Raw genomic sequence first — 23651 nt, forward strand, 5'->3', positions numbered from 1 at the left:
CGTTTTATTTCAACTCAAGGGAGAGACCAATTGAAAAAAACAATTAATTTCACACGCACTTTTCTTGCCACCAGCCTATTGGCTTTTGGTCTAGTCGGCATCAGCGCTCAAGCGGCTGACAGCCTGCCTGGTAAGGGCATTAAAGTTCAAGGTCTGCAAGGCGCTATTGCGGAAGAAACTTTTCAAACACTGCTGGTTAACCGCGCGCTGGCAAAACTGGGCTATGACGTTCAGCCGATCAGAGAAATCGAAGCTGCAACTAGCCACATAGCAGTAGCCAACGGCGACGCCACCTTTATTGCCGACCATTGGGACCCACTGCATGCTGACTTTTATAAGAACGCAGGCGGTGCAGACAAGCTATACCGTAAAGGCGTGTTATCCAGCAATGCCGCTCAGGGTTATCTGATCGACAAAAAAACCGCTGACAAATACAAAATCACCAACATCGGTCAGCTTAAGGATCCCAAAATAGCCAAGCTATTTGACTCCACCGGTGACGGCAAAGCCGACTTAGTGGGCTGCAATCCGGGCTGGGGCTGCGAAGTCGTGATTGAGCATCAGCTCACCGCCTTCAAATTGCGCGACACCGTGTCACATGCTCAGGGTACTTACTCCGCATTGATGGCCGACATCATTACCCGCTTTAAGGCCGGTCAACCCGTTCTGTACTACACCTGGACACCGTACTGGGTCAGCGGCGTATTGCGCCCGGGCAAAGAAGTGGTTTGGCTTGAAGTGCCCTTCTCTTCACTACCCGGCGAGCAGGCTAAGTTAGATACCAAATTGCCGAACGGTAAAAACTACGGCTTTACGCTGAACAACCAACACATTGTTGCGAACAAGGCGTTTACCGATAAGAACCCCGCCGCCGCCAAACTGTTCTCTGTCATTTCATTGCCGATTGCCGATATCAATGCGCAAAACCAGCGCATGCAAGCCGGTGAAAACAGCCAGCAAGATATGGAGCGTCACACCGATGCTTGGATTAAAGGCCATCAAAAGACGTTTGACAGCTGGATTGCACAGTCACTGGCTGCCGCCAAGTAAGACTGAGCCTCATGCCTGGCTAGATAGCCGTGCATAAGACCAGAAAAGCTCGTCCAAGGCTTGACCGCTACAACCTCCATTAAGAGGTTGGAGAAGGTTGAGCCGGACGAGCTTTATTGTTTAATCTCGCTGTAGTCGCCGCGGGTACGCAACATCACTTGAACATCTGTTTTGCCTCGATTGCGCCAAAACCAGCCGTGATTACCCGTGAAGGCAGCTTCCAACACACCCGCATCTGAAGCGACACTGCGACCTTTTTCATAGCTAATCGACTTGCCTAAAGCGTCGCCATGGGTATCGAAATTAACGTCGCCACCCGTCACAACCCAAGCGTATTGCGCTTTGCCACCGGCTAGCATTTTCATTTTGATCTCCAGTCCTTGACCGGGCGTTAAGGTAAAGGGAATTTCATCCCGCCACTGCACATTCGGCACAGGCGCTGGCTCAAGTGCTTTGACAACTTCAACTGCTGCTTTCTTAGCCATTTGTTTTGTATTGGCAGGCTCCATGCCCATTGTTTTGATCTCTGGCGATGCCGCTAAGGTTGCAGCAGAATCGGCGGCAGATTCAGACGCGAGTTGCTGCTTGACTTCGCCCATATCCGTCATTCGCAAAACCCGACCAACACCAGTCGGATCAATCCCGTATTCAGCTGGTAAAACCACGGCAACTAAGAGAGCTAATGCCGCAATAGCTGCAAAAATCGTGGATTTAAAAAGCTTTTGGCTTGAAGGAAGTTCGGCCCGCAAAGGGGTATCACTGTTGTACATAAAATTTCCTTGGAGGTTCAAGAGACAAAAAAGCCGGTGAGCTGCATGCCCACCAAAACAAAACCGGCGCTCATCATGGCGACGTTGGCGGTGTAGGCGTGACGGGCAAAACTAAGCGTGCGGCGCCAGTAGCCCATACCAATCAAGATCACCGAGAGTGCCAGCAACTGGCCTATTTCTACGCCCACATTAAAGGCGATCAGGTTAGGCACCAAGCCGTCGGCAGAGATCTCATACTCAAGAATCTTGCTGGCCAGTCCAAAACCATGAAACAGACCAAACACCAAGGTGGCAACTTTGGTGTTGGGCTGAAAGCCAAACCAGCGCTGGAATGCGCCTAAGTTGTCCAGAGCCTTGTAGACGACCGATAAACCAATGATGGCGTCAATCACGTAGCTGTTGATGCCGAGATTGAAATACACACCCAAAATCATGGTGGTGGAGTGACCCAAGGCAAACAGGCTCACATAAACGCCTATGTGTTGAAGTCGATAGAGAAAAAAGATTACCCCAAAAAGAAACAAGATATGGTCGTATCCCGTCATCATGTGCTTGGCTCCCAAGTACATAAAAGGCAATAAATTAATGCCCGAAATCTCTTGGATATAACCTTTGTCGCCAGCCGTTACAGCATGTGCAAATGCATCAATACTGCCTATAAAAAGGCCAATAAAAAGTATCGAAAGAATTAATAGCCGGGTCTGCCATGACGCCCAGGGTGAGCGCGGCAACCTGCTTGAGACAAGCTTGTGCATAAAGACTCCAGTGGTCTGAAAAGAGAAAAAAATGAATGCGCTGCGCCAGACTTAATGTGGCGCGAGCGAAGTTGTCGACTAAATGCGGTTCAGCCCATGGGTGGGCGATAGCGCCTAAAGGATTGGTCTGTATTCATCCCAAGCACCAGCGCGTCCCAACTCAAGCGCGGCGCTAATGATGCGCGCAAGGCTTGGGGCAGATGGGCGGCCGTATCGTGGGAATGGTCTAAGTCGTGATGCGGATGATCACTGCCCAAGTCTTGCTCGGCCACCGACATAACCTCGTCGTGGTCTGCATAGTCATGCGAATGCTCGTGTGCATGATCTTGTGCCACAACCAGCAATGAAGGCGCGGCTTCATGCAATGCAGCAATCGAGGCAATGCCGTGAGAGTTAGTCATTCCAACCGAGGACAGCATCACACCGAGCATGATCACCACTAACACCATCCACCTTTGGCTCAACGTGGTCACGCTGGTTAAGGTTTTCGGGTGGAGGCGTAAGGTCATGTGGTTGTTTGGTAGCAAGTCAGCTATTATCGCATCCCCCTAGGGAGGATAATATCCAGAATGACTCAAGCCCACATACATGCCTCGCATCCGGCCATCATCAAACGTCTTAAAAGAGCCAATGGCCATCTCGCCAGCACCATAGAAATGCTGATGGCGGGTCGCTCTTGTCTGGATGTTGCGCAGCAATTACAAGCCGTAGAAAAAGCCGTTCAACAGGCGAAAAAAGCTTTAATCCAAGACCATTTAGACCATTGTCTTGAAGGCTTAGTCGGCCCGCTTGGTGGAGATCAAAGGCACGCCATGGACGAATTCAAAGAAATCACGCGCTACTTATAAAGTTGTTTATGACAGGCCAGCACACACTATTTCAGCCAAGACGCTTGGCTTGAGAGCGAAAGACACAACATGCTGAGCATCTTCGCCAACCAAACCTATCGCCATTTATTTGCCGCTCAAGTCATTGCATTGATAGGAACTGGCCTAGCCACAGTCGCACTAGGCTTGCTAGCTTTTGATCTAGCCGGCAATGACGCCGGCGTAGTCTTGGGAACGGCATTGGCTATCAAAATGATTGCCTATGTTGGCGTCGCACCTATCGCCGCCGCATTTGCCGAGCGCTTGCCAAGGCGAGCCATATTGGTCAGTTTGGATTTAATCAGAGCAGCAGTAGCACTGTTTCTGCCGTTCGTCACCCAGATCTGGGAAATTTACCTGCTCATTTTTGTCTTGCAGGCGGCCTCAGCAGCATTTACGCCGGCTTTTCAAGCCACTATTCCAGAGGTGTTGCCGCGGGAAGATGACTACACCAAAGCTTTGTCGCTATCACGCTTAGCCTATGACATGGAGAACTTAGTCAGCCCCCTACTAGCCGCAGCCTTGCTGTCGGTGATCAGTTTTCACAATTTGTTTGCTGGCACGGTGCTGGGGTTTTTACTCTCCGCCGTATTGGTCGTGTCGGCCCGGCTACCGCAACAAGCCGTGCCGCAGCGCCGCAGCATTTACCAGCGCACCACGCGCGGGCTACGCATTTATTTAGCCACACCCAGGCTGCGCGGTTTGCTGGCTGTGAATTTGGCGGTGGCAGCAGCGGGCTCAATGGTGTTTGTCAACACCGTGGTGATTGTCCAAGGCCAGCTGGGTTTAAGCCAAAACGCAGTAGCGCTGACCTTGGCGAGTTTTGGTGCGGGCTCCATGATTACTGCGCTGGCGCTACCCAGCCTATTGGCTAAGCTGACAGACAGGTCGGTAATGCTCAGCGCTATTGTTATGTTGGTTGTGGGCATGTTCGCGGGCGTTTGGGTGACGGGACAAAACGCATTAATGGCCTTGTGGTTTGTACTTGGCTTGGCGTTTGCCAGTGCCCAAACACCTTCGGGGCGATTGTTACGTCGCTCAGCCAATCCAGAAGATCGGCCATCACTGTTTGCCGCGCAGTTTGCCCTGTCACATGCTTGTTGGTTGCTGTTTTATCCTTTGGCCGGCTGGTTGGGCTCTCACTTTGGCATGCCTTTAAGCTTTGCGGTACTAGGCTGTTCAACTGCATTGGCTGTCGGCTTAGCTTTAAAAATATGGCCGCCTTTTGATCCCGATGTACTGACGCATGTACACCCTAATCTTGCGGTTTGCCATCCACATGTAACAGGTGAACCTGCAACCGGCCAAGATTTACACCACACCCATGCTTTTGTGATTGATGACGACCACCTGCATTGGCCGAGTACAGGTCATTAATATTTAAGTGCATTTTTGATTCAAATTTAAGCCACCTTCTCCCTTGTCTAATTAATAACATGTAACCGACTGAGCGCGTTTAAAAAGGTAAGAATGCTTCAACCCCAAAGGCATCTTTTGAACACCCCTTTCTTATGCATTTTCAGTCCTGCGCAGCGCAGTATTTATTCATCATATTTAGTGACTGGATCTATCGACTTTAAAAAAATGAGCCATGCTTGGCCACACGCAAAGTCAACTTTGTTGACCATGCTTTGCCTGAGCACATTACTAACGGCATGCTCAGGCAAGTCTGAAGCACCAGCCGTCAAGCCACCCACTGAAGTCGGTGTAGTGACGATGCAGCCAGAACGCCAAATCGTCACCAACGAATTACCCGGACGAACCAGCGCTTTTCTCACTGCCGAGATTCGCCCGCAAGTAGGCGGCATCATCGAGCAACGTCCGTTTACTGAAGGCGCCCAGGTCAAAACCGGTCAGTTGTTGTATCAACTCGATAACGCCAGCTATCTCGCTGCACAGGCTAATGCACAGGCCTTGCTGACTCGCTCTGAGGCCGCCTTGAGCGCAGCAAAAAGAAATGCCAACCGCAATGCAGAGCTAGTCAAGATCAATGCGATTAGCCAGCAGTTGGCGGATGATAGCCAAGCACTGATGTTGCTGGCCACTTCAGACCTTGCCGTGGCCAAGGCGGCGTTAGACAGCGCGCGTATTAATTTGGCCTATACCCGCATAGTCGCGCCAATTAATGGGCGCATAACTACCTCTAGCGTCACGCCAGGCGCTTTGGTCACAGCGAATCAATCGGCGCGGCACTCACTACAGTGCTGCAACTCGATCCGATGTATGTCGATATCACCCAGTCCAGCACCGAACTACTGCAACTAAAAACCGATAAGGCACGCGGCCTGATCAAGGGCAGCGAGCAAGCCGAAGCCAACATCACCTTGATCTTGGAAGACGGCAGCACTTACGCGCAAAAAGGCAAACTCAAGTTCAGCGGTGTGAATGTCAACACCAGCACCGGCACCGTCACGCTGCGTGCGCTTGTGCCGAACCCGAATGGTTTGTTAATGCCTGGCATGTATGTGCGGGCCATGCTGGAGGCCGGAGTGAACGAGCAGGCCATACTCACACCACAGCAAAGCGTGACCCGGGAGGCGAGCGGCAAAGCGACTGTTCTTGTAGTCGGTAGTGATAACAAGGTCGAGCGTCGGGCGATTCAAATCGATCAAGCAGTGGGTAACCGCTGGCTGGTAACCCATGGTTTGGCCCAAGGTGAGCGGGTGATTGTTGACGGACTGCAACGCATCACAGCGGGTGACACGGTCAAGCCGGTGGTACTGACGCTGGCGCAGTTAGCCGGCGAAAAGGCTGAGCCTGCTAAGGGCGCTGCACCGGCAACCTCGACAGCGCCAATAGCGGCCGCTTCATCGACCACAGCCCAGCGCTAAAAGGGCTTTTTCATGGCACATTTTTTTATCGACAGACCTATCTTTGCGTGGGTGCTGGCCATCATCATCATGCTCGCGGGGGCCTTGTCCATCAGCACCTTGCCGCTAGAGCAATACCCGGACATCGCGCCGCCCAGGGTCTCGATTAGCGCCACCTATACCGGCGCTTCAGCCGAGACGATTGAAGCGTCAGCCTCTCAAGTGATTGAGCAGCAGCTCAAGGGCTTGGATAACTTGCTGTATGTCGAATCGAACAGTGATGCCTCGGGCCGTTCCCGCACGACGCTTACCTTTAACCCCGGCACCAACATCGACGTAGCCCAAGTACAGGTACAAAACAAACTACAACAAGCTTTATCGCGCCTGCCAGAAGCGGTGCAAAGCCGCGGTGTGAGTGTCACCAAGGGCGGCTCTGATTGGTTGATGGTGTTTACCTTCACCTCGCCCGACCCCAGCGTTAGCCAAGTTGATATTGGCGACTATCTGCAAAGCAATCTCATCGATGTGATTGGCCGCGTTCCCGGTGTCGGCGACGTGCAATTATTCGGCACCAACTATGCCATGCGGATATGGCTAGACCCCGCAAAACTAGAAAAATTTGCGCTAATGCCGTCGGATATTACCAGCGCTATCAACGCCCAAAATACCCAAGTTTCAGCCGGCCAGCTCGGCACATTGCCCGCTATTGAAGGTCAGCAACTTAACGCCTCGATTACGGCGCGCAGCCAGCTCAAGACGGTTGAACAATTCAATAACGTACTGCTTAAATCCAGCCCCGATGGCGCTGTTGTGCTGCTCAAAGATGTGGCTAGAGTTGAACTTGGCGGCGACAACATGTCGCGCTCCTCACGCCTGAACGGCAAGGTCGGCGCTGGCATGGGCATTGTGTTGGCAGATGGTGCAAACGCAACCCGAGTAGCCGATGCCATCAACGCCAAAGTGGCGGAACTAGAGCCTTATTTCCCGTACGGGTTAACGTCATTCATCAGCTCGGATTCCACGCCGTTTGTGCGGGCCTCTACCAAAGAAGTGTTTAAGACGCTGGTCGAAGCCATGATTTTGGTGGTTGTGGTGATGTTTTTATTCCTGCAAAACTTTCGCGCCACTTTGATTCCTGCGATTACCGTTCCCGTCGTGCTCTTGGGCACGCTAGGGGTGTTGTCGATTGCCGGTTACTCAATCAACGCACTGACCATGTTTGCACTTGTGCTGTCTATTGGTTTGCTAGTCGATGATGCCATCGTGGTTGTGGAAAACGTCGAGCGGGTGATGAATACCGAAGGCTTGTCGCCCAAAGAGGCAACCCGAAAATCCATGAGTGAGATCACGCCCGCATTGGTCGGCATTGCACTGACTCTGTCCGCGGTGTTTATTCCAATGGCCTTTTTTGGCGGTTCAACTGGTGTGATTTATCGGCAATTTTCGGTCACGATTGTCTCCGCTATGGCGCTGTCCGTGCTGGTTGCGCTAACGCTTACACCAGCGATGTGCGCGACTTTTCTCAAACCGATTAAAAAAGGCGAGCACCATAAGCAAGCGGCACGCAAAGGTTTAATCGGCCTGCAAGATAGATTTTTTCATTGGTTTAACAAGCACTTTGACCGCAACGCAGACCGCTACCAAAACGGGGTGAGCAAAGCCATACGCGGCAGAAAATACATGCTGCTGGCCTTTGTGCTGCTGTGCGGCGCGATGGCGCTGATGTTTGCGCGCTTGCCGACATCGTTTCTGCCCAATGAAGACCAGGGCTTTATGCAAGTTCGCATCTCCCTGCCCTCAGGCGCTGCAGACGCACGCTTGCAAATAGTCATGGCCGAAGTGCAAGCCTATATGGCCAAGCAGCCAGATGTGATTAGCTTTAACTCCCTCACAGGACTGAGCGGCGACCAAAGTTCAGCCCGTGGTTTCGTGCGCTTAACTGATTGGAGCGAGCGTACCCGGCCGGAACAAAAAGCCGGTGCGATTGCGCGCAAAGCCACGCAAGATTTGGCCTACATACGGGATGCACGCATTTATGTGCAACTGCCCCCAGCGGTACGCGGATTGGGCGCCAATGCGGGCTTTAACTTTCAGCTAAAAGACTTAAACGGCTTGGGTCATGCCGCATTAATCGCCGCTAAAGACAAGCTTTTAGCACTCTCATTGAGTCGGCCAGAAATGGATAATTTGCGCACCAATAACTTGGACGATACGGCCCAACTGAGCGTTGTAGTGGATGACCGCAAAGCCGCCGCACTTGGCCTTTCAGCCAGCGATGTCAACAACGTCTTGTCGAGCGCATTAGGCGGCGTTTACATCAACGACTTCCTCAACAATGGCCGAGTCAAACGGGTCTATATGCAGGCCGATGCGCCCTACCGCATGCTGCCCAAGGACATAGGTCAGTGGATGGTGCGCAACAACCAAGGCCAGATGGTTTCTTTCGCTTCATTTAGTAAGACCGAATGGACCATGGGCTCCCCCGAGCTGCGCCGCTACAACGGCAGTCCTAGCTACGAATTCATTGGCGATGCAGCTCCCGGGGTGAGTTCTGGTGTGGCAATGGATGCCATCGAAGCAATGATTAAAGAGCTGCCTAACGGCATTGGCTACGAGTGGACTGGTGCGTCCTATCAAGAACGTTTGTCGGGCGCGCAAGCACCGCTGCTCTACGCCATATCCATACTCTTTGTTTTCCTTTGTTTAGCCGCTTTGTATGAGAGCTGGTCAGTGCCTATGTCGGTCATTTTGGCCGTGCCACTAGGCGTGATCGGTGCGCTGATATTTACCGGAACGCGAGGGCTATCGAACGACGTTTACTTCCAAGTAGGACTTTTAACCACCGTGGGACTGGCGTCTAAAAATGCCATATTGATTGTTGAGTTCGCCACGCAATTGCAAGCCCAAGGTAAAAGCGTTTTAGACGCTACGCTGGAAGCCGTCAGGCTCAGGCTCAGGCCCATATTGATGACGTCATTAGCATTTGGCTTTGGTGTGTTGCCGCTGGCCATTGGCACTGGCGCAGGCGCTGGCGGACGCCAAGCGATTGGCACAGCAGTACTAGGTGGCATGATGTTTTCCACTGCGTTAGGGATTTTCTTTGTGCCAGTTTTCTTCTTTGTCATTCGCAACTTTTTTGCCAAACGTAAAGAAGCCAAAAAGCAAATTGATGAAAACCAGCCAATAAAACCCAATTCAGAAAGTGCGCAATGAAGCCAAGCCACAGATTTAAAACGCTGAGCTTTCGTGTAGCCGCACTGAGCGCCATTGCCTTAGTGGCCGGTTGCGCGAATCTCGCACCCGACTATCAACGTCCAGCGCTACCAGTTCCCGCAACGCTAGATTCGACAAACACAACGCCAAGCACTCCAGAAATCCAGACACCGGCTTTGAGCTGGAATGATTTTCTGCAAGAGCAACGCCTGCGCGAAGTAGTTGCCCTGACACTAGAAAACAATCGCGACCTGCGTGTCGCCGTGCTTGCCATTAGCAAAGCGCGCGCGCAATACAGTATCTCACGCGCAGACTTATTCCCCACACTGACGGCAACCGGCGAAGGCAACAGCAGCAACGCTGGCTCGCAAACGAGCAATAACAGCAACGCGCAGACCGGCGTACGCCGCCAATACACGGCGGAGCTGGGTATTACCAGCTATGAAATTGATTTTTTCTCGCGTGTGCGAAACCTCAACGATGCGGCGCTACAGCAGTTTTTTAGCATCACAGAAAACCGCCGCAGTGTGCAGCTAAGCTTAGTTGCCGAAGTCGTCAACGCTTGGCTCACCTTAGACGCAGACGGACGCCGACTACAACTGGCCAACAACACCTTGGAGAATTTAAGCCGCGCTTACGAGCTGTCTAAGCGCAGCTTTGAGCTGGGCGCAACGTCCGGTCTCGCCCTAGCGCAGGCGCAAACCACGGTTGACGCTGCGCGTGTTGATGTGGGCAGCTTCACCAGTTTGTTCGCCCGCGACCGCAATCTACTGGCCTTGCTCATAGGCGCGACCATGCCAGAGAGGTTGCTGCCAGACGGCGCAGTAGCAGAACCAATCCGGGCAGATAGTGCACCTAGACAGCAAGCCAAAACTGCATCGTTGTTATTAGACGTGCCGGTCAACTTGCCCTCTACACGGCTGCAAAACCGACCGGATGTACAAGCGGCTGAGTTTGCACTGCGCGCAAGTTACGCCAACATAGGTGCGGCGCGGGCAGCGTTCTTTCCCAGCATCACGCTAACGGCAACTGCGGGCAGCAGCAGTTCTAGCCTGTCCAATTTGTTTGCTAGCGGCAGCAGTAGCTGGAGCTTTTTGCCACAAATACGCCTGCCCATTTTTGATGCAGGCCGCAATCGTGCAAATTTAGACATCGCGCAAATAGACCGCAACAGCCTGCTGGCTAAATATGAAAAAACCGTACAAACAGCCTTCCGCGAAACCGCCGACGCACTGGCCGACCGAGCCACGCTAGAGAGCCGATTGACGGCTCAACGCTCATTGGTCGCAGCAACCGAACAAGTGCTAAAGCTGTCCGAGGCCAGATACCGTTTAGGCAGTGACAGTTTTTTGCCCGTGCTTGACGCTAGGCGTGCGGTATATGCGGCTGAGCAAACATTGATTGGACTGGTGCTGACGGAGCAGCTAAATCGAATCACACTCTACAAAGTGCTGGGTGGCGGCTGAGGATTATTAAGGCCTGCTTGAACAGCTCAAAAACCACTACCAAAAACCGCTGCTTAAGCGGTTTTTTTTCGTTTGCAATAACGCATGCGCTAAGGTTTGTTTGCCCAGATTGAATGCTGGAGTCTTGGGCCAACGTAACAAAAACGCTGATATTAAAAATCAATGCAGCGCAACATGAAGTCAACAAGTCCCTAAAAAGAGTAGCTATCGCTGCAATTAAATTGATACGAGTTGCTACGAGAAACCAGTTAAATCTCACGTCTTAAAAATCTTTCAAGACGAAATTTGTCACCCATGTGATTGTAAAAAAATTAAATTAAAGACTTTAGTTAAAAACAAAAATTCTTACAAAAAAGAATTATGAAAAGGGTTGTCCCTTATGGTGTTTAAATTTGTTTTATGTAAAGTTTCTAAATCTAAAGATTAAAAATCTTAAGTTATCTCTAAAAAGTACTAGAAAAAACTCTTTTTTAACAAGATTTGATGCGTCTTGAGAAAAAGCTTTAAACAGTTTTTACCCTAATTCTTTCCTTACTCACCTAGGGTATTGCCGCCTCTCAGCAAAGCGCAAGGCGAAATGCAAGCAAACCCAGACTAAAAAACTAGGAAAAAAATGAAATTAAATATACGCCGCAAAATACTGGCAGCTGCTATTGCCACAATCGCCGCGGCATCTATTGCACTGCCACTAAGCGCAGCTGCTCAGTCACCCATCATCATTAAATACAGCCATGTCGTGGCTGATCAAACACCAAAAGGCCAGGCCGCTCAAAAGTTCAAAGAACTTGCTGAAAAAGCTTTACCAGGCAAAGTAGTTGTTCAAGTTTTCCCTAACAGCCAGCTGTTTGGTGACGGCAAAGAAATGGAAGCACTGGCCTTGGGTGACGTACAAATCATTGCACCATCGCTGTCTAAATTCGGGAAATACACGCCGAAATTACAGATTTTTGATCTGCCATTTTTGTTCAATGACATTCAAGCGGTTGATCGTTTTCAAGCCAGCCCGTCCGGCCAGTCCTTGCTTAATTCTATGAATAAAAAAGGCATCACAGGACTCGGCTATTTGCACAACGGCATGAAAGTTTTCTCCACCACCGCGCCAATGAATTTGCCAGCAGATGCCAAGGGCATGAAGTTTCGAATTCAGGCCTCTGACGTGTTGGAAGCGCAATTTAAAGCCGTTGGTGCCAACCCGCAAAAGCTTGCCTTTGCTGAGGTCTACCAAGCCCTTCAATCAGGCGTAGTAGATGGTCAGGAAAACACTTGGTCGAATATTTACAGCAAGAAGTTTCATGAAGTCCAAGGCTTTATTTTAGACAGCAACCACGGTGTGATCGACTATATGGTCATCACCAACACCAAGTGGTGGAACGGTCTGCCAGCAGATATCAGAAAAGGTCTGAGCCAAGCAATGAAAGAATCGATTGCATTTGGTAACCAAGTCGCGATTAAAGAAGCCGAAGCTTTTAAAGCCAAAGTTATTGCCGACAATAAAGCCAAAGTCGTTGAAATGACGCCCGCTAGTAAAGCTGCTTGGCGCAAAGCCATGGCACCGGTGGTGAAAAAGTTCGAAGATGAAATTGGTGCTGACCTGATCAAGGCGGCGCAAAACTCTAACCAATAACACGCAAAAAAAGCTAACTTCAACCTAACAGAACCCCGGCAAGTCCGGGGTTTTTTGGAATCTAAGATGAAAATTATCGACCGCCTTGAAGAGTGGGTCATATCCCTGATGCTGCTGGCCATGACAGGCGTAGCCTTTATGCAGGTGGTGAGACGCTATGTGTTTAATACCGGATTTTCTTGGTCACTTGAAGTGACCACTATTTTTTTCGCCATCATGATTTTTACCGGGCTTTCTTACGGCGTAAGGGTTGGCGCGCATATTGGCGTTGATGCACTGGTGAATTTATTATCTGAAAAAAAGCGCCGACGAGTAGCCATAGCAGCGGTTTGTCTGTGCTTGGTGTATGTCGGTTTTATGCTGTATGGCTCGGGCATTTACGTCAGCAAAATGATGGAAATCGGCATTGAATTTGATGACTTGCCGCTCGAACGCTGGAAAGTTTTAATGATTATGCCGATTGGTTTTGCGCTAGTGGGATTGCGCTTTTTGCAAATTCTCTATCTCTTGATAACCGGAAAAATTGATAACTTGCAGCTCGCCGACGAAGCTGCAGACGCGATGAAACTCAAATCAAAAGACAACGACTAATGAACACACTCATTTTATTTACCTGTCTATTCCTGTTTATGGCGATAGGCATGCCGGTAGCCATCAGCTTGGGATTTGCCAGCGTGCTGACGATTTTCTTTTTCTCTCAGGATTCACTCGCCTCGATGACGATCAAGATGTTCGAGACCAGCGAGCACTACACCCTGATGGCGATTCCGTTTTTCGTACTGGCAGGCAACTTAATGTCTACCGGCGGTGTGGCAAAACGCATGGTGCGGTTCGCTATGGCAGCCGTTGGTCACTTGCGCGGCGGTATGGCTATTGCGTCAATTTTGGCCTGTATGCTGTTTGCGGCAGTCTCAGGTTCTAGCCCGGCTACAGTGGTTGCGATTGGTTCAATCGTGATTGCTGGCATGGTTAAAAACGGCTACCCAAAAGAGTTTGCAGCGGGCGTGATTTGCACCGCTGGCACGCTGGGTATTTTGATTCCACCGTCTATCGTGATGGTGGTCTACGCTGCTGTGACTGAGGTATCGGTTGGCCGCATGTTCATGGCCGGTGTGATTCCTGGCTTGCTGCTCAGTTTGATGCTGATGGTCGCGGTCTGGTGGCGCACTGACAAGCTCAATATCGCGCCGGCCATCAAGGCCAGCAAGCGCGAAGTACTGGTTGCGTTGCGTGATTCGTTTTGGGGCTTAGCGCTATTAGTCATCATCATGGGCGGCATTTACGGCGGCGTGTTCACACCCACCGAAGCGGCGGCCGTGTCTGCGGTTTACGCTTTGTTTATTGCCTTGTTTGTGTATAAAGATATTGGCCTGCGCGATTTGCCAGCGGTATTTCTAGACTCCGCCAAGACGACAGTCATGCTGATGTTCATTGTTGCTAACGCCCTGCTGTTCGCCCACGTGCTAACAACCGAGCGGATTCCGCAAGTCATGGCGGAACAAATATTGGCCATGGGTATGTCGCCGTGGATGTTTTTATTAGTCGTTAACGTGATACTTTTGGTCGCGGGTAACTTCATGGAGCCCACCGGTATCATCTTGATTCTTGCGCCGATACTTTTTCCGATTGCAACAAAACTCGGTATTGATCCGATTCACCTAGGCATCATCATGGTGGTGAATATGGAGATTGGTATGGTGACACCGCCAGTGGGTCTCAATCTGTTTGTCACCAGTGGTGTGTCAGGCTTGAGCTTGGTCAAAGTCACACGTTCGGTACTGCCGTGGTTACTCGTGCTGCTGACATTTCTCATGATCATCACCTACGTGCCGTGGATATCACTGGTGTTGCCAAATATGATTTTTGGCGCTGCTTAGGTTTTAATGTATTTTTAGGCCTTATTTAGACCACTATCGGCAAGACTATTAACTGCCAAATAGCTGAAAAAAAATGCGAATAAATTTCCCTTAAATCTCTTTATTGCACACCAACAATACAGAGTTTGAGGGTTCGCACATCAAGCGTTTCAAAGCGTGAACTACATTTATTTTTTGTAAAAAAACTGCTGCTTTAAAAAAACAGTCGTAAAAAATCAGTGTTTTCCCGCGCTTTGTCACCTACGCGCATGACAAAAAAAATTAGTCCGTTATAAAAGATTTACTCAACACATGAGAATCCCCAAATCTGGGTTTTTAGTAAATTTTTTGATGGAGTTAGATCATGAAAACATATAAATCTCTGCGTCCTTGGTTGCTATCTGCGAGCCTTGGTTTTTTTGTGTTGTCAAACAACGCTTGGGCACAAGACGATTGGTGTAAATCCAAATGGGGGGCGGCTGATGAGATAGGCGCAGCCAATTTACTCACGCCTCAAATGGCGATAGATGCAGCCAAATTGGTTAAGACGGGCAAAACATATGCGCTGGGTTTTGAGACGAATTCTGCTAGTGCCGCCTATGCTCCACGCAATTGGGCAGTCACTATCGTGCAACCTGGTCAAGCAGGCGGGGGCAGCTTAGGGCCCACTAAAACTACGTACAACGACGACATCATCACCGGCTGGGTTGGCATAGGCTCACAGATCGACGGTCTAGGTCATATCGGCGAGGACAACGTTTACTACAACTGCTTTAAAAATAGTGACTTTGCACAGACCAATGGTCTGAAAAAACTTGGCGTCGAAAAAATTCCACCTTTTGTCACGCGCGGCATTGTTCTGGATATGACGGCGTATTTCGGCGTGGACATGGTCAAAGAAGGCACGGCCTTTAACCGCAAAGAAATTCAAGAGCAAGCCAAGCGCCAAGGTATCGATATTCGCAAAGGCGACGTGGTACTTTTTCACACCGGCTGGCAGGCTTTAGAAGGCAAAGACAATAAGCGATTTTTAGCCGGTGAACCGGGCTTAGGAAAAGACGGTGCGCTCTTTTTAGCCTCTAAAGAAGTTGTTGCTGTTGGGGCAGATCAGTGGGCACTGGAAGTTATACCGTTTGAAAAAAATGTGGGAGTTTTTGAAGTCCACCAAATTCTCTTGGCGAGAAATGGCATTTACATATTGGAGAACATGAACACTGGCCCACTGGTCAAAGACAAAGCTTGGGAATTCATGTTTACGCTGGGCGCATCGCGCATCACCGGTAGCGTGCAAGCCATCATCAACCCGGTTGCGATTCGATAGGCCAACACAGCCGAAAAGTAAGCAGCATCCAAGGGGTAAAAATCTCAAACTCTTGCGTGAAATTTAATTCTTTAATTAAATGTTTAGCTTACAAATCGCATAGTGCAAAGAAATGCGATGTAGACATAAGCCGTAAAAAGAGCTTGTCGGGATTTGCGCCTGACAAGCTCGTCGGCTTTTATGATTAAAAGTCCGACGTCAAAGTCAGGCACCTAAACCAAGATTCAAGCCAGCATGGATCGACTGCTGTTTTTACCCATCGGTTAGCTGTTTGATGAATCCATCGCAGCTTTATCTTCAGTCATGCGCCAATTCCATACTGATCCAAACACTCTGAAAAATTTAGATACTTAAAACTAAAAACTTAGGGAAATCACTAGATTGCGATGCATTAAAGTATAAGTAATTGAATTTCTGGTATCACCATTGCAACCCTCGCTTGCTTATGATTTATATGCAGGTGCGAATATGGCCTAGCACTTTGAATCCAACGAACATTACTACTAGAGACATCTCATGAAACTCAAAGCATCCTTGGTATTGGCCTTTGGTTTAGTCGCCGGCATGGCGCATGCGGCGACTGAACTTGTGATTGCAACTGTCAATAACGGTCACATGATCGAGATGCAAAAACTCAGCGGCAACTTCGAAAAAGCCAATCCAGACATCAAACTCAAGTGGGTCACATTAGAAGAAGGCGTGTTGCGCCAACGTGTGACCACTGATATCGCCACCAAAGGTGGTCAGTTTGATGTGATGACGATTGGCATGTATGAGACGCCGATCTGGGGGAAAAAAGGCTGGTTGCAAGAGATCAAGACTGATGCGGCCTACGACGTTGACGATTTACTGCCCAACATACGCAACGGCCTGTCGGTTGATGGCAAGCTGTTCGCAGCACCCTTCTACGGCGAGAGCTCAATGCTGATGTACCGCAAAGACTTGGCTGACAAGGCTGGTGTAACGCTTCCCGAGCGGCCCACATGGACGCAAGTCGCCGATTTAGCCAAGAAAATTCATGACCCAAAAAATGGCGTGTATGGCATTTGCCTGCGCGGTAAGCCGGGCTGGGGCGACAACATGGCCTTAATCTCCACCATGGTCAACACTTACGGTGGTCAATGGTTTGACATGAAGTGGCAGCCCCAGTTGACCAGCCAACCATGGAAGGACGCGATTACCTTTTATGTAGACCTGCTGACCAAATACGGCCCTCCGGGCTCATCAGCCAATAGTTTTAATGAAATCTTGGCGCTGACCAACTCTGGCAAGTGCGGCATGTGGGTTGACGCCACCATCGCGGCTTCCTTCGTGAGCGACCCCAAGCAATCGAAAGTGGCTGACAAGATGGCTTTTGCACAAGCGCCAACGCAACTAACTGCAAAGGGTGCGAATTGGCTGTGGGCTTGGTCTCTCGCCATTCCAGCGGGGTCTAAGAAAGTAGATGCAGCGCAAAAGTTCGTGACCTGGGCGACCTCTAAGGATTACATCAATCTAGTTGGTCAAACCAATGGCTGGGCCACAGTGCCGACCGGTACGCGCAAAAGTACTTATGCGAATGCGGATTTCTTAAAGATAGCCCGGTTTGCTAAGGCTGAAAAAATGGCCATCGATTCGGCCAATCCAAACGATTCCACCCTGCCTAAGAGCCCATACGTTGGCGTGCAGTACGCGGCTATTCCAGAGTTCCAAGCCATTGGTACAACGGTGGGTCAGCAAATGAGTGCGGCTTTAGCCGGTCAAAAGACGGTGGACGAGGCACTCAAAGCCAGCCAAAACGTGGCCGAGCGTCAAATGAAAAAAGCTGGTTACTACAAGTAAGAAACCGTCTCGACGGGCCGACCTTTATGTGTCGGCCCTTCATGCCTTTGCAGAACAATCTGCATAAGCCTTGCGCGCATGACAGCTCGCGCACAAATTCATCTACCTTGGGTTTACTGCAATGCACCGCACGCTTCCTCGCCTTTTGCTGGCGCCCGCCGTGGGCACTCTCTTCCTGTGGATGATTGTGCCGCTGGTGATGAGCATCTACTTTTCTTTGATCCAGTTCAATTTGCTGCAGCCAGACCAGTCCGACTTCATCGGATTGGAGAACTACATTTACTTTGTGACCGACCCTTCTTTTGGTGCGGCGATTCAGAACACCTTGCTTTTACTCGGCAGCGTGATACTGATCACTGTCGTCCTTGGAACTTTGATTGCATTGCTGATTAACGAGCCGCTGGCTGGTCGCGGCTTAGTGCGCATCTTGCTCATCTCGCCCTTTTTTGTCATGCCTACAGTTAATGCATTGCTGTGGAAGAACATGATGATGAACCCCATTTACGGTGTACTGGCACAAGTTTGGATATTTTTTGGTGCCACGCCGGTGGACTGGCTGACTGAGTTGCCGCTGTTCTCGGTAATCCTCATGGTGTCGTGGCAGTGGTTGCCGTTTGCCACACTGATTTTTATGACCTCTCTGCAAAGCATGGACCGCGAACAGCTAGAAGCCTCGCGTATGGACGGCGCAACTTATTTGCAGCAACTGCGCTACCTCTACTTTCCCCACATGGCTCGCTCGGTTGCAGTGGTGGTGATGATTGAACTGATATTTTTACTCAGCATATTTGCCGAAATCTACACCACCACAGGTGGCGGCCCGGGCGACGCGAGTACCAACGTGGCTTACCTGATTTTCAAACAGGCCTTGCTGAACTTCGATGCAGGCGTTGCCTCAGCCGGCGCACTGTTTGCGGTCGTACTGGCGAACATAGCGGGGATTTTCATGATCCGCATGGTCGGCAAAAACCTCGACAAATAAGGATAAATCATGGCTAGACAATCTACCTACACAGCCGCTTTTGCCGTTCGCAGCGTCGCCGCTTGGGGCGTTGCACTGCTGCTGTTCTTTCCGCTCGCTTGGCTCATGCTGACGTCATTTAAGACCGAACTGCAAGCCATCGCGGTGCCGCCAGAGTTGTTCTTCAAACCCACGCTGGAGAGCTTTCTTGCGGTAAATGAACGCAGTGATTATTTGCAATACGCCAAAAACTCAGTCATCACCAGCGTGATCTCTACGATTTTAGGCTTGATGATCGCAGCCCCTGCGGCTTACGCCATGGCTTTTTTCAAAGGCAAACACGACAAAAATATATTGATGTGGATGCTCTCGACAAAGATGATGCCGGCTGTGGGCGCGCTGGTGCCGGTCTATGTGTTGGCACAAAAAAGCCACCTACTAGACTCACCCATAGCACTGATTATTGTGTTTACCCTGTCCAACCTTCCCATCATGGTATGGATGCTGTATTCGCAGTTTAAGGAAATTCCACGCGAAATTTTGGAAGCCGCGCGCATGGACGGCGCAACACTCTGGCAAGAAGCCCGCATGGTGCTGTTTCCACTAGCTTTGGGCGGCTTTGCATCGACGGGTTTGCTGTGTCTGGTGCTGAGTTGGAACGAAGCCTTCTGGAGTCTTAACCTAACCGCCGCCAATGGCGGAACGCTGGCCACTCTGATTGCAGGTTACTCCAGCCCTGAAGGACTTTTTTGGGCCAAGCTATCGGCCGCATCGTTCATGGCCATCGCGCCTATCGTGGTGTTTGGCTGGTTTAGCCAAAAGCAACTGGTACAAGGCTTAACTTTTGGTGCTGTCAAGTGATGACCTGTGCCCTGCTGTTGACTAAAAACAATAGATTTGCAGCGGCAAATCAATAACAAATTATTGGGACTACTTTCATGGCTTATTTGCAACTCCAAGGACTAGAAAAGTTTTTCGGTGAGCACCGTGCGATCAAGGGGATTGATCTGGACATACAGCAAGGCGAGTTCGTCGTCTTTGTCGGTCCTTCAGGCTGCGGCAAATCAACCTTGCTGCGCCTAATCGCCGGTCTTGAGCACATCGATGGCGGCTCGCTCACGCTAGAAGATCGCGACATCACCCACTTGCCCTCTTCTAAGCGCGATCTGGCCATGGTGTTTCAAAGCTATGCGCTCTACCCCCACATGAGCGTGGCCGAAAACATGAGTTTTGCGCTCAAACTGGCCAATGTTCCCAAGTCTGAGATAGATGCCAAGGTAAAAAAAGCCGCCGAGATACTCGACCTCACAGCCTATTTAAAGCGCACACCAAAAGAGCTCTCCGGTGGTCAACGCCAGCGCGTAGCGATTGGTCGCGCCATCGTCCGCGCTCCCAAGGTTTTTTTATTCGATGAGCCACTCTCCAACCTAGATGCGGCATTGCGCGGGCAGACTCGTGTGGAGATCGCCAAACTACACAGGGATCTGGGTGCCACTACGATTTACGTGACGCACGATCAAGTCGAGGCGATGACGCTGGCTGACCGCGTCGTGGTTTTACGCGACGGTCTGATTGAGCAAGTAGGCACACCGCTAGACCTCTACGACAACCCAGCCAACCAGTTTGTGGCGCAGTTCATAGGCACGCCGCAAATGAACATCTTGAACCACGCCCAGTGGCCTACTGCTATCGCGGCTATGGCCCCTGCGGGCGCTAAAGGTGGCTCTATCGGCTTGCGCCCCGAAAGCCTATTGGTGTGCACCGACGGCAGCGGCAATAGTCAAGGCAAGGTTGAATTGATAGAAGCGTTGGGCGCAGAAACACTGGTTCATGTCACCACATTGGAAGGTGCTCATTTAGTCGCGCGCCAGAGTGAGCGCACTTCTTTACGAACCGGTGACGCCGTTAGCATTTCCATGGCGCTTAACAAAGCCCATTGGTTCGACAGCAAAGGTCGTGTTGTCAAAGCTGCAAGCAAATGACACAAGCTTTTCTCGGTAAAGTCGCCGCCGTCACCGGTGCGGCATCAGGTATTGGTCTGGCCAGCGCACAAGCGCTGATTCAGGCCGGCGCACGCGTCGTACTAATTGACCGCGACCAAAAGGCGCTGACCGCCGCCTGCGCACCGCATGGAGACGCAGCCATCCCCTTGCTGCTTGACTTGCTGGATGCCGAACAATGCGCCTCGCTGATGCCACAGATATTGGATAGTGCCGGACGGCTGGACATTTTTCACGCCAACGCAGGCCTATACGTGGGCGGCGATCTGGTGGACGCGGAGCACGAGGCAATAGACCGGATGCTCAACCTCAACGTCAACGTAGTGATGAAAAATGTACGCGATGTGCTGCGCCACATGATTGAGTGCAAGACTGGCGACATCATCATCACCAGCTCTTTGGCAGCGCATTTCCCCACACCTTGGGAGCCGGTTTACGCATCGTCTAAATGGGCGATTGATTGTTTTGTGCAAACCGTGCGAAGACAGGTTTTTAAGCACGGAATACGCGTTGGCTCAGTCTCGCCAGGCCCCGTCATTACTTCTTTATTGGCGGACTGGCCAGCCGAAAAACTCCTAGAAGCCAAAGCTTCTGGCAGCCTTCTTGAAGCCAGCGAAATCGCCGAAGTGATTCTTTTCATGCTCACCCGACCACGCGCTATGACGATACGCGATGTGGTGCTGATGCCCACCAACTTTGATCTGTGAAACACACCCTATGAATGTCATGCTCCACCTTGGTCTGGGATCGTTTCACCGCGCTCATCAGGCCGTATACCTGCACCAACTGCAACAAACTGGCGACAAAAGCTGGACCTTGGCGGGCGGCAATATCCGCCCGGATATGCGAGACACCATCGCCGCCTTGCAAATTCAAAGCGGCGCTTACACGCTGGAGACTATCTCCCCTAGCGGCGTTCACGAATACGAGCGCATTAAGTCGATAAGCCAAGTCATAGGCTACACGCCAGATTTAGCCGGCTTAGTAGCCCAAGGCAGTAGCGCAGAGACCAAAATCATTTCTTTTACCGTCACCGAGGCGGGCTACTACCTAGACGCGCAAAACCGTCTCGACCTAGCGACTTTTGCAGACCTTCGCCATGATTTGGAGGTAGCTCGCGCAGACAAACCCGGCAACACTATTTATGGCGCGCTGACAGCCATACTCAAGGCCCGAAAAAATGCCAATGTTGGGGCGGTCACTCTGCTTTGCTGCGACAACCTGCGCCATAACGGCGAGCGTTCGCGCAGTGGACTACTCCAGTTTATTGAACTGACGGGGGACACCGAGCTACTGACCTGGGTACAAGCCCACACCACCAGCCCGAACGCCATGGTTGACCGCATCACGCCACGCCCCACACCCGATGTACGCTTGCGCGTGAAGGCCGCCACTGGCGTGGATGATCCAGCCGCTTTGATGGGTGAGCGCTTTATACAGTGGGTGATTGAAGACAATTTCATCGCCGGGCGCCCGGCATGGGAAAAAGTAGGCGTGGAAATGGTGGCCTCGGTCGACGCCTACGAAGAAGCCAAAATTCGCCTCCTCAACGCCACTCATTCGTGCATCGCTTGGGCGGGCACCTTGGTGGGTTTTCTGTATATCCACGAAGGCACGCACGACGCGCAAATTCGTCAATTCGCCTATGACTACGTCACCGACGATGTGATTCCGGTGCTCGACACACCCGAGCAGCCCTGCCCAATTAACTTACCCCGCTACCGCGACGAGGTAATTGCGCGCTTTGGCAACGCCGCCATTTGTGACACCAACCAGCGCGTGGCGATGGACGGCTTTAGCAAAATTCCCGGCTTTATCGCACCCACCATACGCCAGCGTTTAGCGCGCAACGAGTCTATCGACAGCGTAGCCATGCTGCCAGCCTTGTTCCTCGCCTACCTCAAACGCTGGCACGCCGGGCTACTGCCCTACGCCTACCAAGATCAGGCAATGGATGCGTCAGTAGCACATGCGATTTGCGATGCAACCGATCCGATAGCTGCTTTTTGTGCCGATGCGCCACTGTGGGGCGACTTGGTCGGTGATGGCCGTTTGGTAAGCGCCGTGCGCAGCGCTAGCCAGCGGGTAGACCGGTTCACGAATGAGCATAGCGGTGTCAGTCCCCAGTCAGCCTGATTAAAGCCCTTTTTCAAGTGCAAAATAGCCCTGTGACAATCCAAAACCGCACCATCCCGCGTCAGCTCAAACCCGAGCGTGAACAAGAACATGCGCGCTCGCCTGACTTAGGTTATGAAGCACAAGAAACGGCTGGATTCGTGCGCTGTCTGTCACACGGTTTTCCCACACCCTTGGCACGCTGGCACTATCACGATGAGTACGAGCTGCACTTGATCACAGCGACGTCAGGTAAGGCTTTTGTGGGTGACTGGATAGGCCCGTTTCAGCCCGGTCATCTGGTGCTAACCGGCCCCAGATTACCGCACAACTGGTTGTCTATGGACACGCCTGAAGGTGGTGTGCCGCTTAGAGACTTGGTGATTCAGTTTGACCACGAACCACTGATAAAGTCCGTCTCACTGATTCCTGAATTAGCCGAATTACAACCCCTGCTAGAGCGGGCGCGCAACGGGATTGAATTTTTCGAAATGGGCGAGCGTGCAGAACGCCATTGGCACCGTATCAAGCAAGCCACCGGTCTACGCAGGCTGGCTGCGTTTATTGATTTAATGGGTGATCTGGCTGCTTGCAACGACTACCGGTTGCTGTCGAACGTGCAACTGCAAAGCGACGACGATGACGCCTCTGTGAATCAAATCCATGTACTGGTAACCCGCATCATTGATCACCTCAATGAAACCCATTCGGCAGCAACAATGGCCCGCGAACTCGGCATGAGTGAGAGCCGCTTTTCGCGCTTTTTTCGCAAAGCCACCGGCAACACATTTACTGATTTTGTAAACCGCGTACGTATTAGTCGCGCTTGCCAATTGCTCATGGACACCGATCAGCAGATTTGCCTGATCTGCGACGAAGTAGGCTTTAACAACATCGCCAACTTCAATCGCCGCTTTCTCGAATCCAAAGGCATGACGCCGCGCGAATTTCGCAAACAGTCGTTGACGCGATTTCGCGGCAGACACTAATTCTTTTCTCGGCGCGCGGCGCCGCCTTCTTTTT

General features: G+C 51.2%; 21 protein-coding genes. 18 read left to right on the forward strand and 3 right to left on the reverse strand.

Features of this window, described 5'->3' with window-relative positions; translation table 11 throughout:
- Positions 1-78 precede the first annotated feature (78 nt).
- On the forward strand, positions 79-1050 hold the full coding sequence (proX, locus tag HC248_RS10050; protein ID WP_238342809.1) for a glycine betaine/L-proline ABC transporter substrate-binding protein ProX: 972 nt from the start codon (positions 79-81) through the stop codon (positions 1048-1050).
- A 113-nt stretch (positions 1051-1163) separates the two neighbouring features.
- Here the strand turns inward: proX and HC248_RS10055 are convergent, their stop codons facing one another.
- From HC248_RS10055 to HC248_RS10065, 3 genes are all read right to left on the reverse strand, one after another.
- A complete protein-coding gene (locus HC248_RS10055; RefSeq protein ID WP_168922354.1) occupies positions 1164-1820 on the reverse strand; it encodes a transmembrane anchor protein in 657 nt (218 codons plus the stop codon).
- A 17-nt stretch (positions 1821-1837) separates the two neighbouring features.
- A complete protein-coding gene (locus tag HC248_RS10060; protein WP_168922355.1) occupies positions 1838-2575 on the reverse strand; it encodes a HupE/UreJ family protein in 738 nt (245 codons plus the stop codon).
- Between the two features lie 89 nt (positions 2576-2664).
- Positions 2665-3084 carry a hypothetical protein gene (locus tag HC248_RS10065; protein WP_168922356.1) on the reverse strand — a complete coding sequence of 140 codons (420 nt, stop codon included), beginning with the start codon at positions 3082-3084 and terminating at the stop codon, positions 2665-2667.
- 60 nt (positions 3085-3144) lie between these two features.
- On the opposite strand from HC248_RS10065, the gene HC248_RS10070 reads away from it, so the two are divergent.
- From HC248_RS10070 to HC248_RS10145, 17 genes are all read left to right on the forward strand, one after another.
- Entirely contained in the window at positions 3145-3423 is a 279-nt protein-coding gene (locus HC248_RS10070; protein ID WP_168922357.1) for a metal-sensing transcriptional repressor, read from the forward strand.
- A 69-nt stretch (positions 3424-3492) separates the two neighbouring features.
- A complete protein-coding gene (locus HC248_RS10075; RefSeq protein WP_168922358.1) occupies positions 3493-4818 on the forward strand; it encodes an MFS transporter in 1326 nt (441 codons plus the stop codon).
- A gap of 249 nt (positions 4819-5067) precedes the next feature.
- Complete coding sequence (locus HC248_RS17830; protein WP_272953650.1) at positions 5068-5706, forward strand: efflux RND transporter periplasmic adaptor subunit; 639 nt, start codon at positions 5068-5070, stop codon at positions 5704-5706.
- A complete protein-coding gene (locus HC248_RS17835) occupies positions 5661-6272 on the forward strand; it encodes an efflux RND transporter periplasmic adaptor subunit (protein ID WP_272953609.1) in 612 nt (203 codons plus the stop codon). The genes HC248_RS17830 and HC248_RS17835 overlap by 46 nt, the downstream gene beginning before the upstream one ends.
- Before the next feature lie 12 nt (positions 6273-6284).
- Entirely contained in the window at positions 6285-9464 is a 3180-nt protein-coding gene (locus HC248_RS10085) for an efflux RND transporter permease subunit (protein ID WP_168922359.1), read from the forward strand.
- The gene (locus HC248_RS10090) at positions 9461-10930 is read left to right on the forward strand and encodes an efflux transporter outer membrane subunit (protein WP_168922360.1); all 1470 of its coding nucleotides are present in this window, start codon (positions 9461-9463) and stop codon (positions 10928-10930) included. The genes HC248_RS10085 and HC248_RS10090 overlap by 4 nt, the downstream gene beginning before the upstream one ends.
- A gap of 613 nt (positions 10931-11543) precedes the next feature.
- Positions 11544-12554 (forward strand): TRAP transporter substrate-binding protein, encoded by a 1011-nt coding sequence (locus HC248_RS10095; protein WP_168922361.1) that lies wholly within the window; start codon positions 11544-11546, stop codon positions 12552-12554.
- A gap of 66 nt (positions 12555-12620) precedes the next feature.
- Positions 12621-13145 carry a TRAP transporter small permease gene (locus HC248_RS10100; RefSeq protein WP_168922362.1) on the forward strand — a complete coding sequence of 175 codons (525 nt, stop codon included), beginning with the start codon at positions 12621-12623 and terminating at the stop codon, positions 13143-13145.
- Positions 13145-14431: a TRAP transporter large permease gene (locus HC248_RS10105; protein ID WP_168922363.1), complete on the forward strand. Its 1287-nt coding sequence runs from the start codon at positions 13145-13147 to the stop codon at positions 14429-14431. The genes HC248_RS10100 and HC248_RS10105 overlap by 1 nt, the downstream gene beginning before the upstream one ends.
- 343 nt (positions 14432-14774) lie before the next feature.
- Complete coding sequence (locus HC248_RS10110) at positions 14775-15731, forward strand: cyclase family protein (RefSeq protein WP_168922364.1); 957 nt, start codon at positions 14775-14777, stop codon at positions 15729-15731.
- Between the two features lie 516 nt (positions 15732-16247).
- Positions 16248-17552 (forward strand): ABC transporter substrate-binding protein, encoded by a 1305-nt coding sequence (locus HC248_RS10115; RefSeq protein WP_168922365.1) that lies wholly within the window; start codon positions 16248-16250, stop codon positions 17550-17552.
- A 121-nt stretch (positions 17553-17673) separates the two neighbouring features.
- A complete protein-coding gene (locus HC248_RS10120) occupies positions 17674-18534 on the forward strand; it encodes a carbohydrate ABC transporter permease (RefSeq protein WP_168922366.1) in 861 nt (286 codons plus the stop codon).
- 9 nt (positions 18535-18543) lie between these two features.
- Positions 18544-19374 (forward strand): carbohydrate ABC transporter permease, encoded by an 831-nt coding sequence (locus HC248_RS10125; protein ID WP_168922367.1) that lies wholly within the window; start codon positions 18544-18546, stop codon positions 19372-19374.
- 77 nt (positions 19375-19451) lie between these two features.
- Positions 19452-20495, forward strand: a complete 1044-nt coding sequence (locus HC248_RS10130; RefSeq protein ID WP_168922368.1) for an ABC transporter ATP-binding protein — start codon at positions 19452-19454, stop codon at positions 20493-20495.
- Positions 20492-21220 (forward strand): SDR family oxidoreductase, encoded by a 729-nt coding sequence (locus HC248_RS10135; RefSeq protein WP_168922369.1) that lies wholly within the window; start codon positions 20492-20494, stop codon positions 21218-21220. The genes HC248_RS10130 and HC248_RS10135 overlap by 4 nt, the downstream gene beginning before the upstream one ends.
- A 10-nt stretch (positions 21221-21230) precedes the next feature.
- Entirely contained in the window at positions 21231-22649 is a 1419-nt protein-coding gene (dalD, locus tag HC248_RS10140) for a D-arabinitol 4-dehydrogenase (protein ID WP_202882364.1), read from the forward strand.
- A 32-nt stretch (positions 22650-22681) separates the two neighbouring features.
- On the forward strand, positions 22682-23617 hold the full coding sequence (locus HC248_RS10145) for an AraC family transcriptional regulator (RefSeq protein ID WP_168922370.1): 936 nt from the start codon (positions 22682-22684) through the stop codon (positions 23615-23617).
- Positions 23618-23651 lie beyond the last annotated feature (34 nt).

The sequence above is a fragment of the Polaromonas vacuolata genome (assembly GCF_012584515.1).
In the GTDB taxonomy this organism is placed as follows: Bacteria; Pseudomonadota; Gammaproteobacteria; order Burkholderiales; family Burkholderiaceae_C; genus Polaromonas; species Polaromonas vacuolata.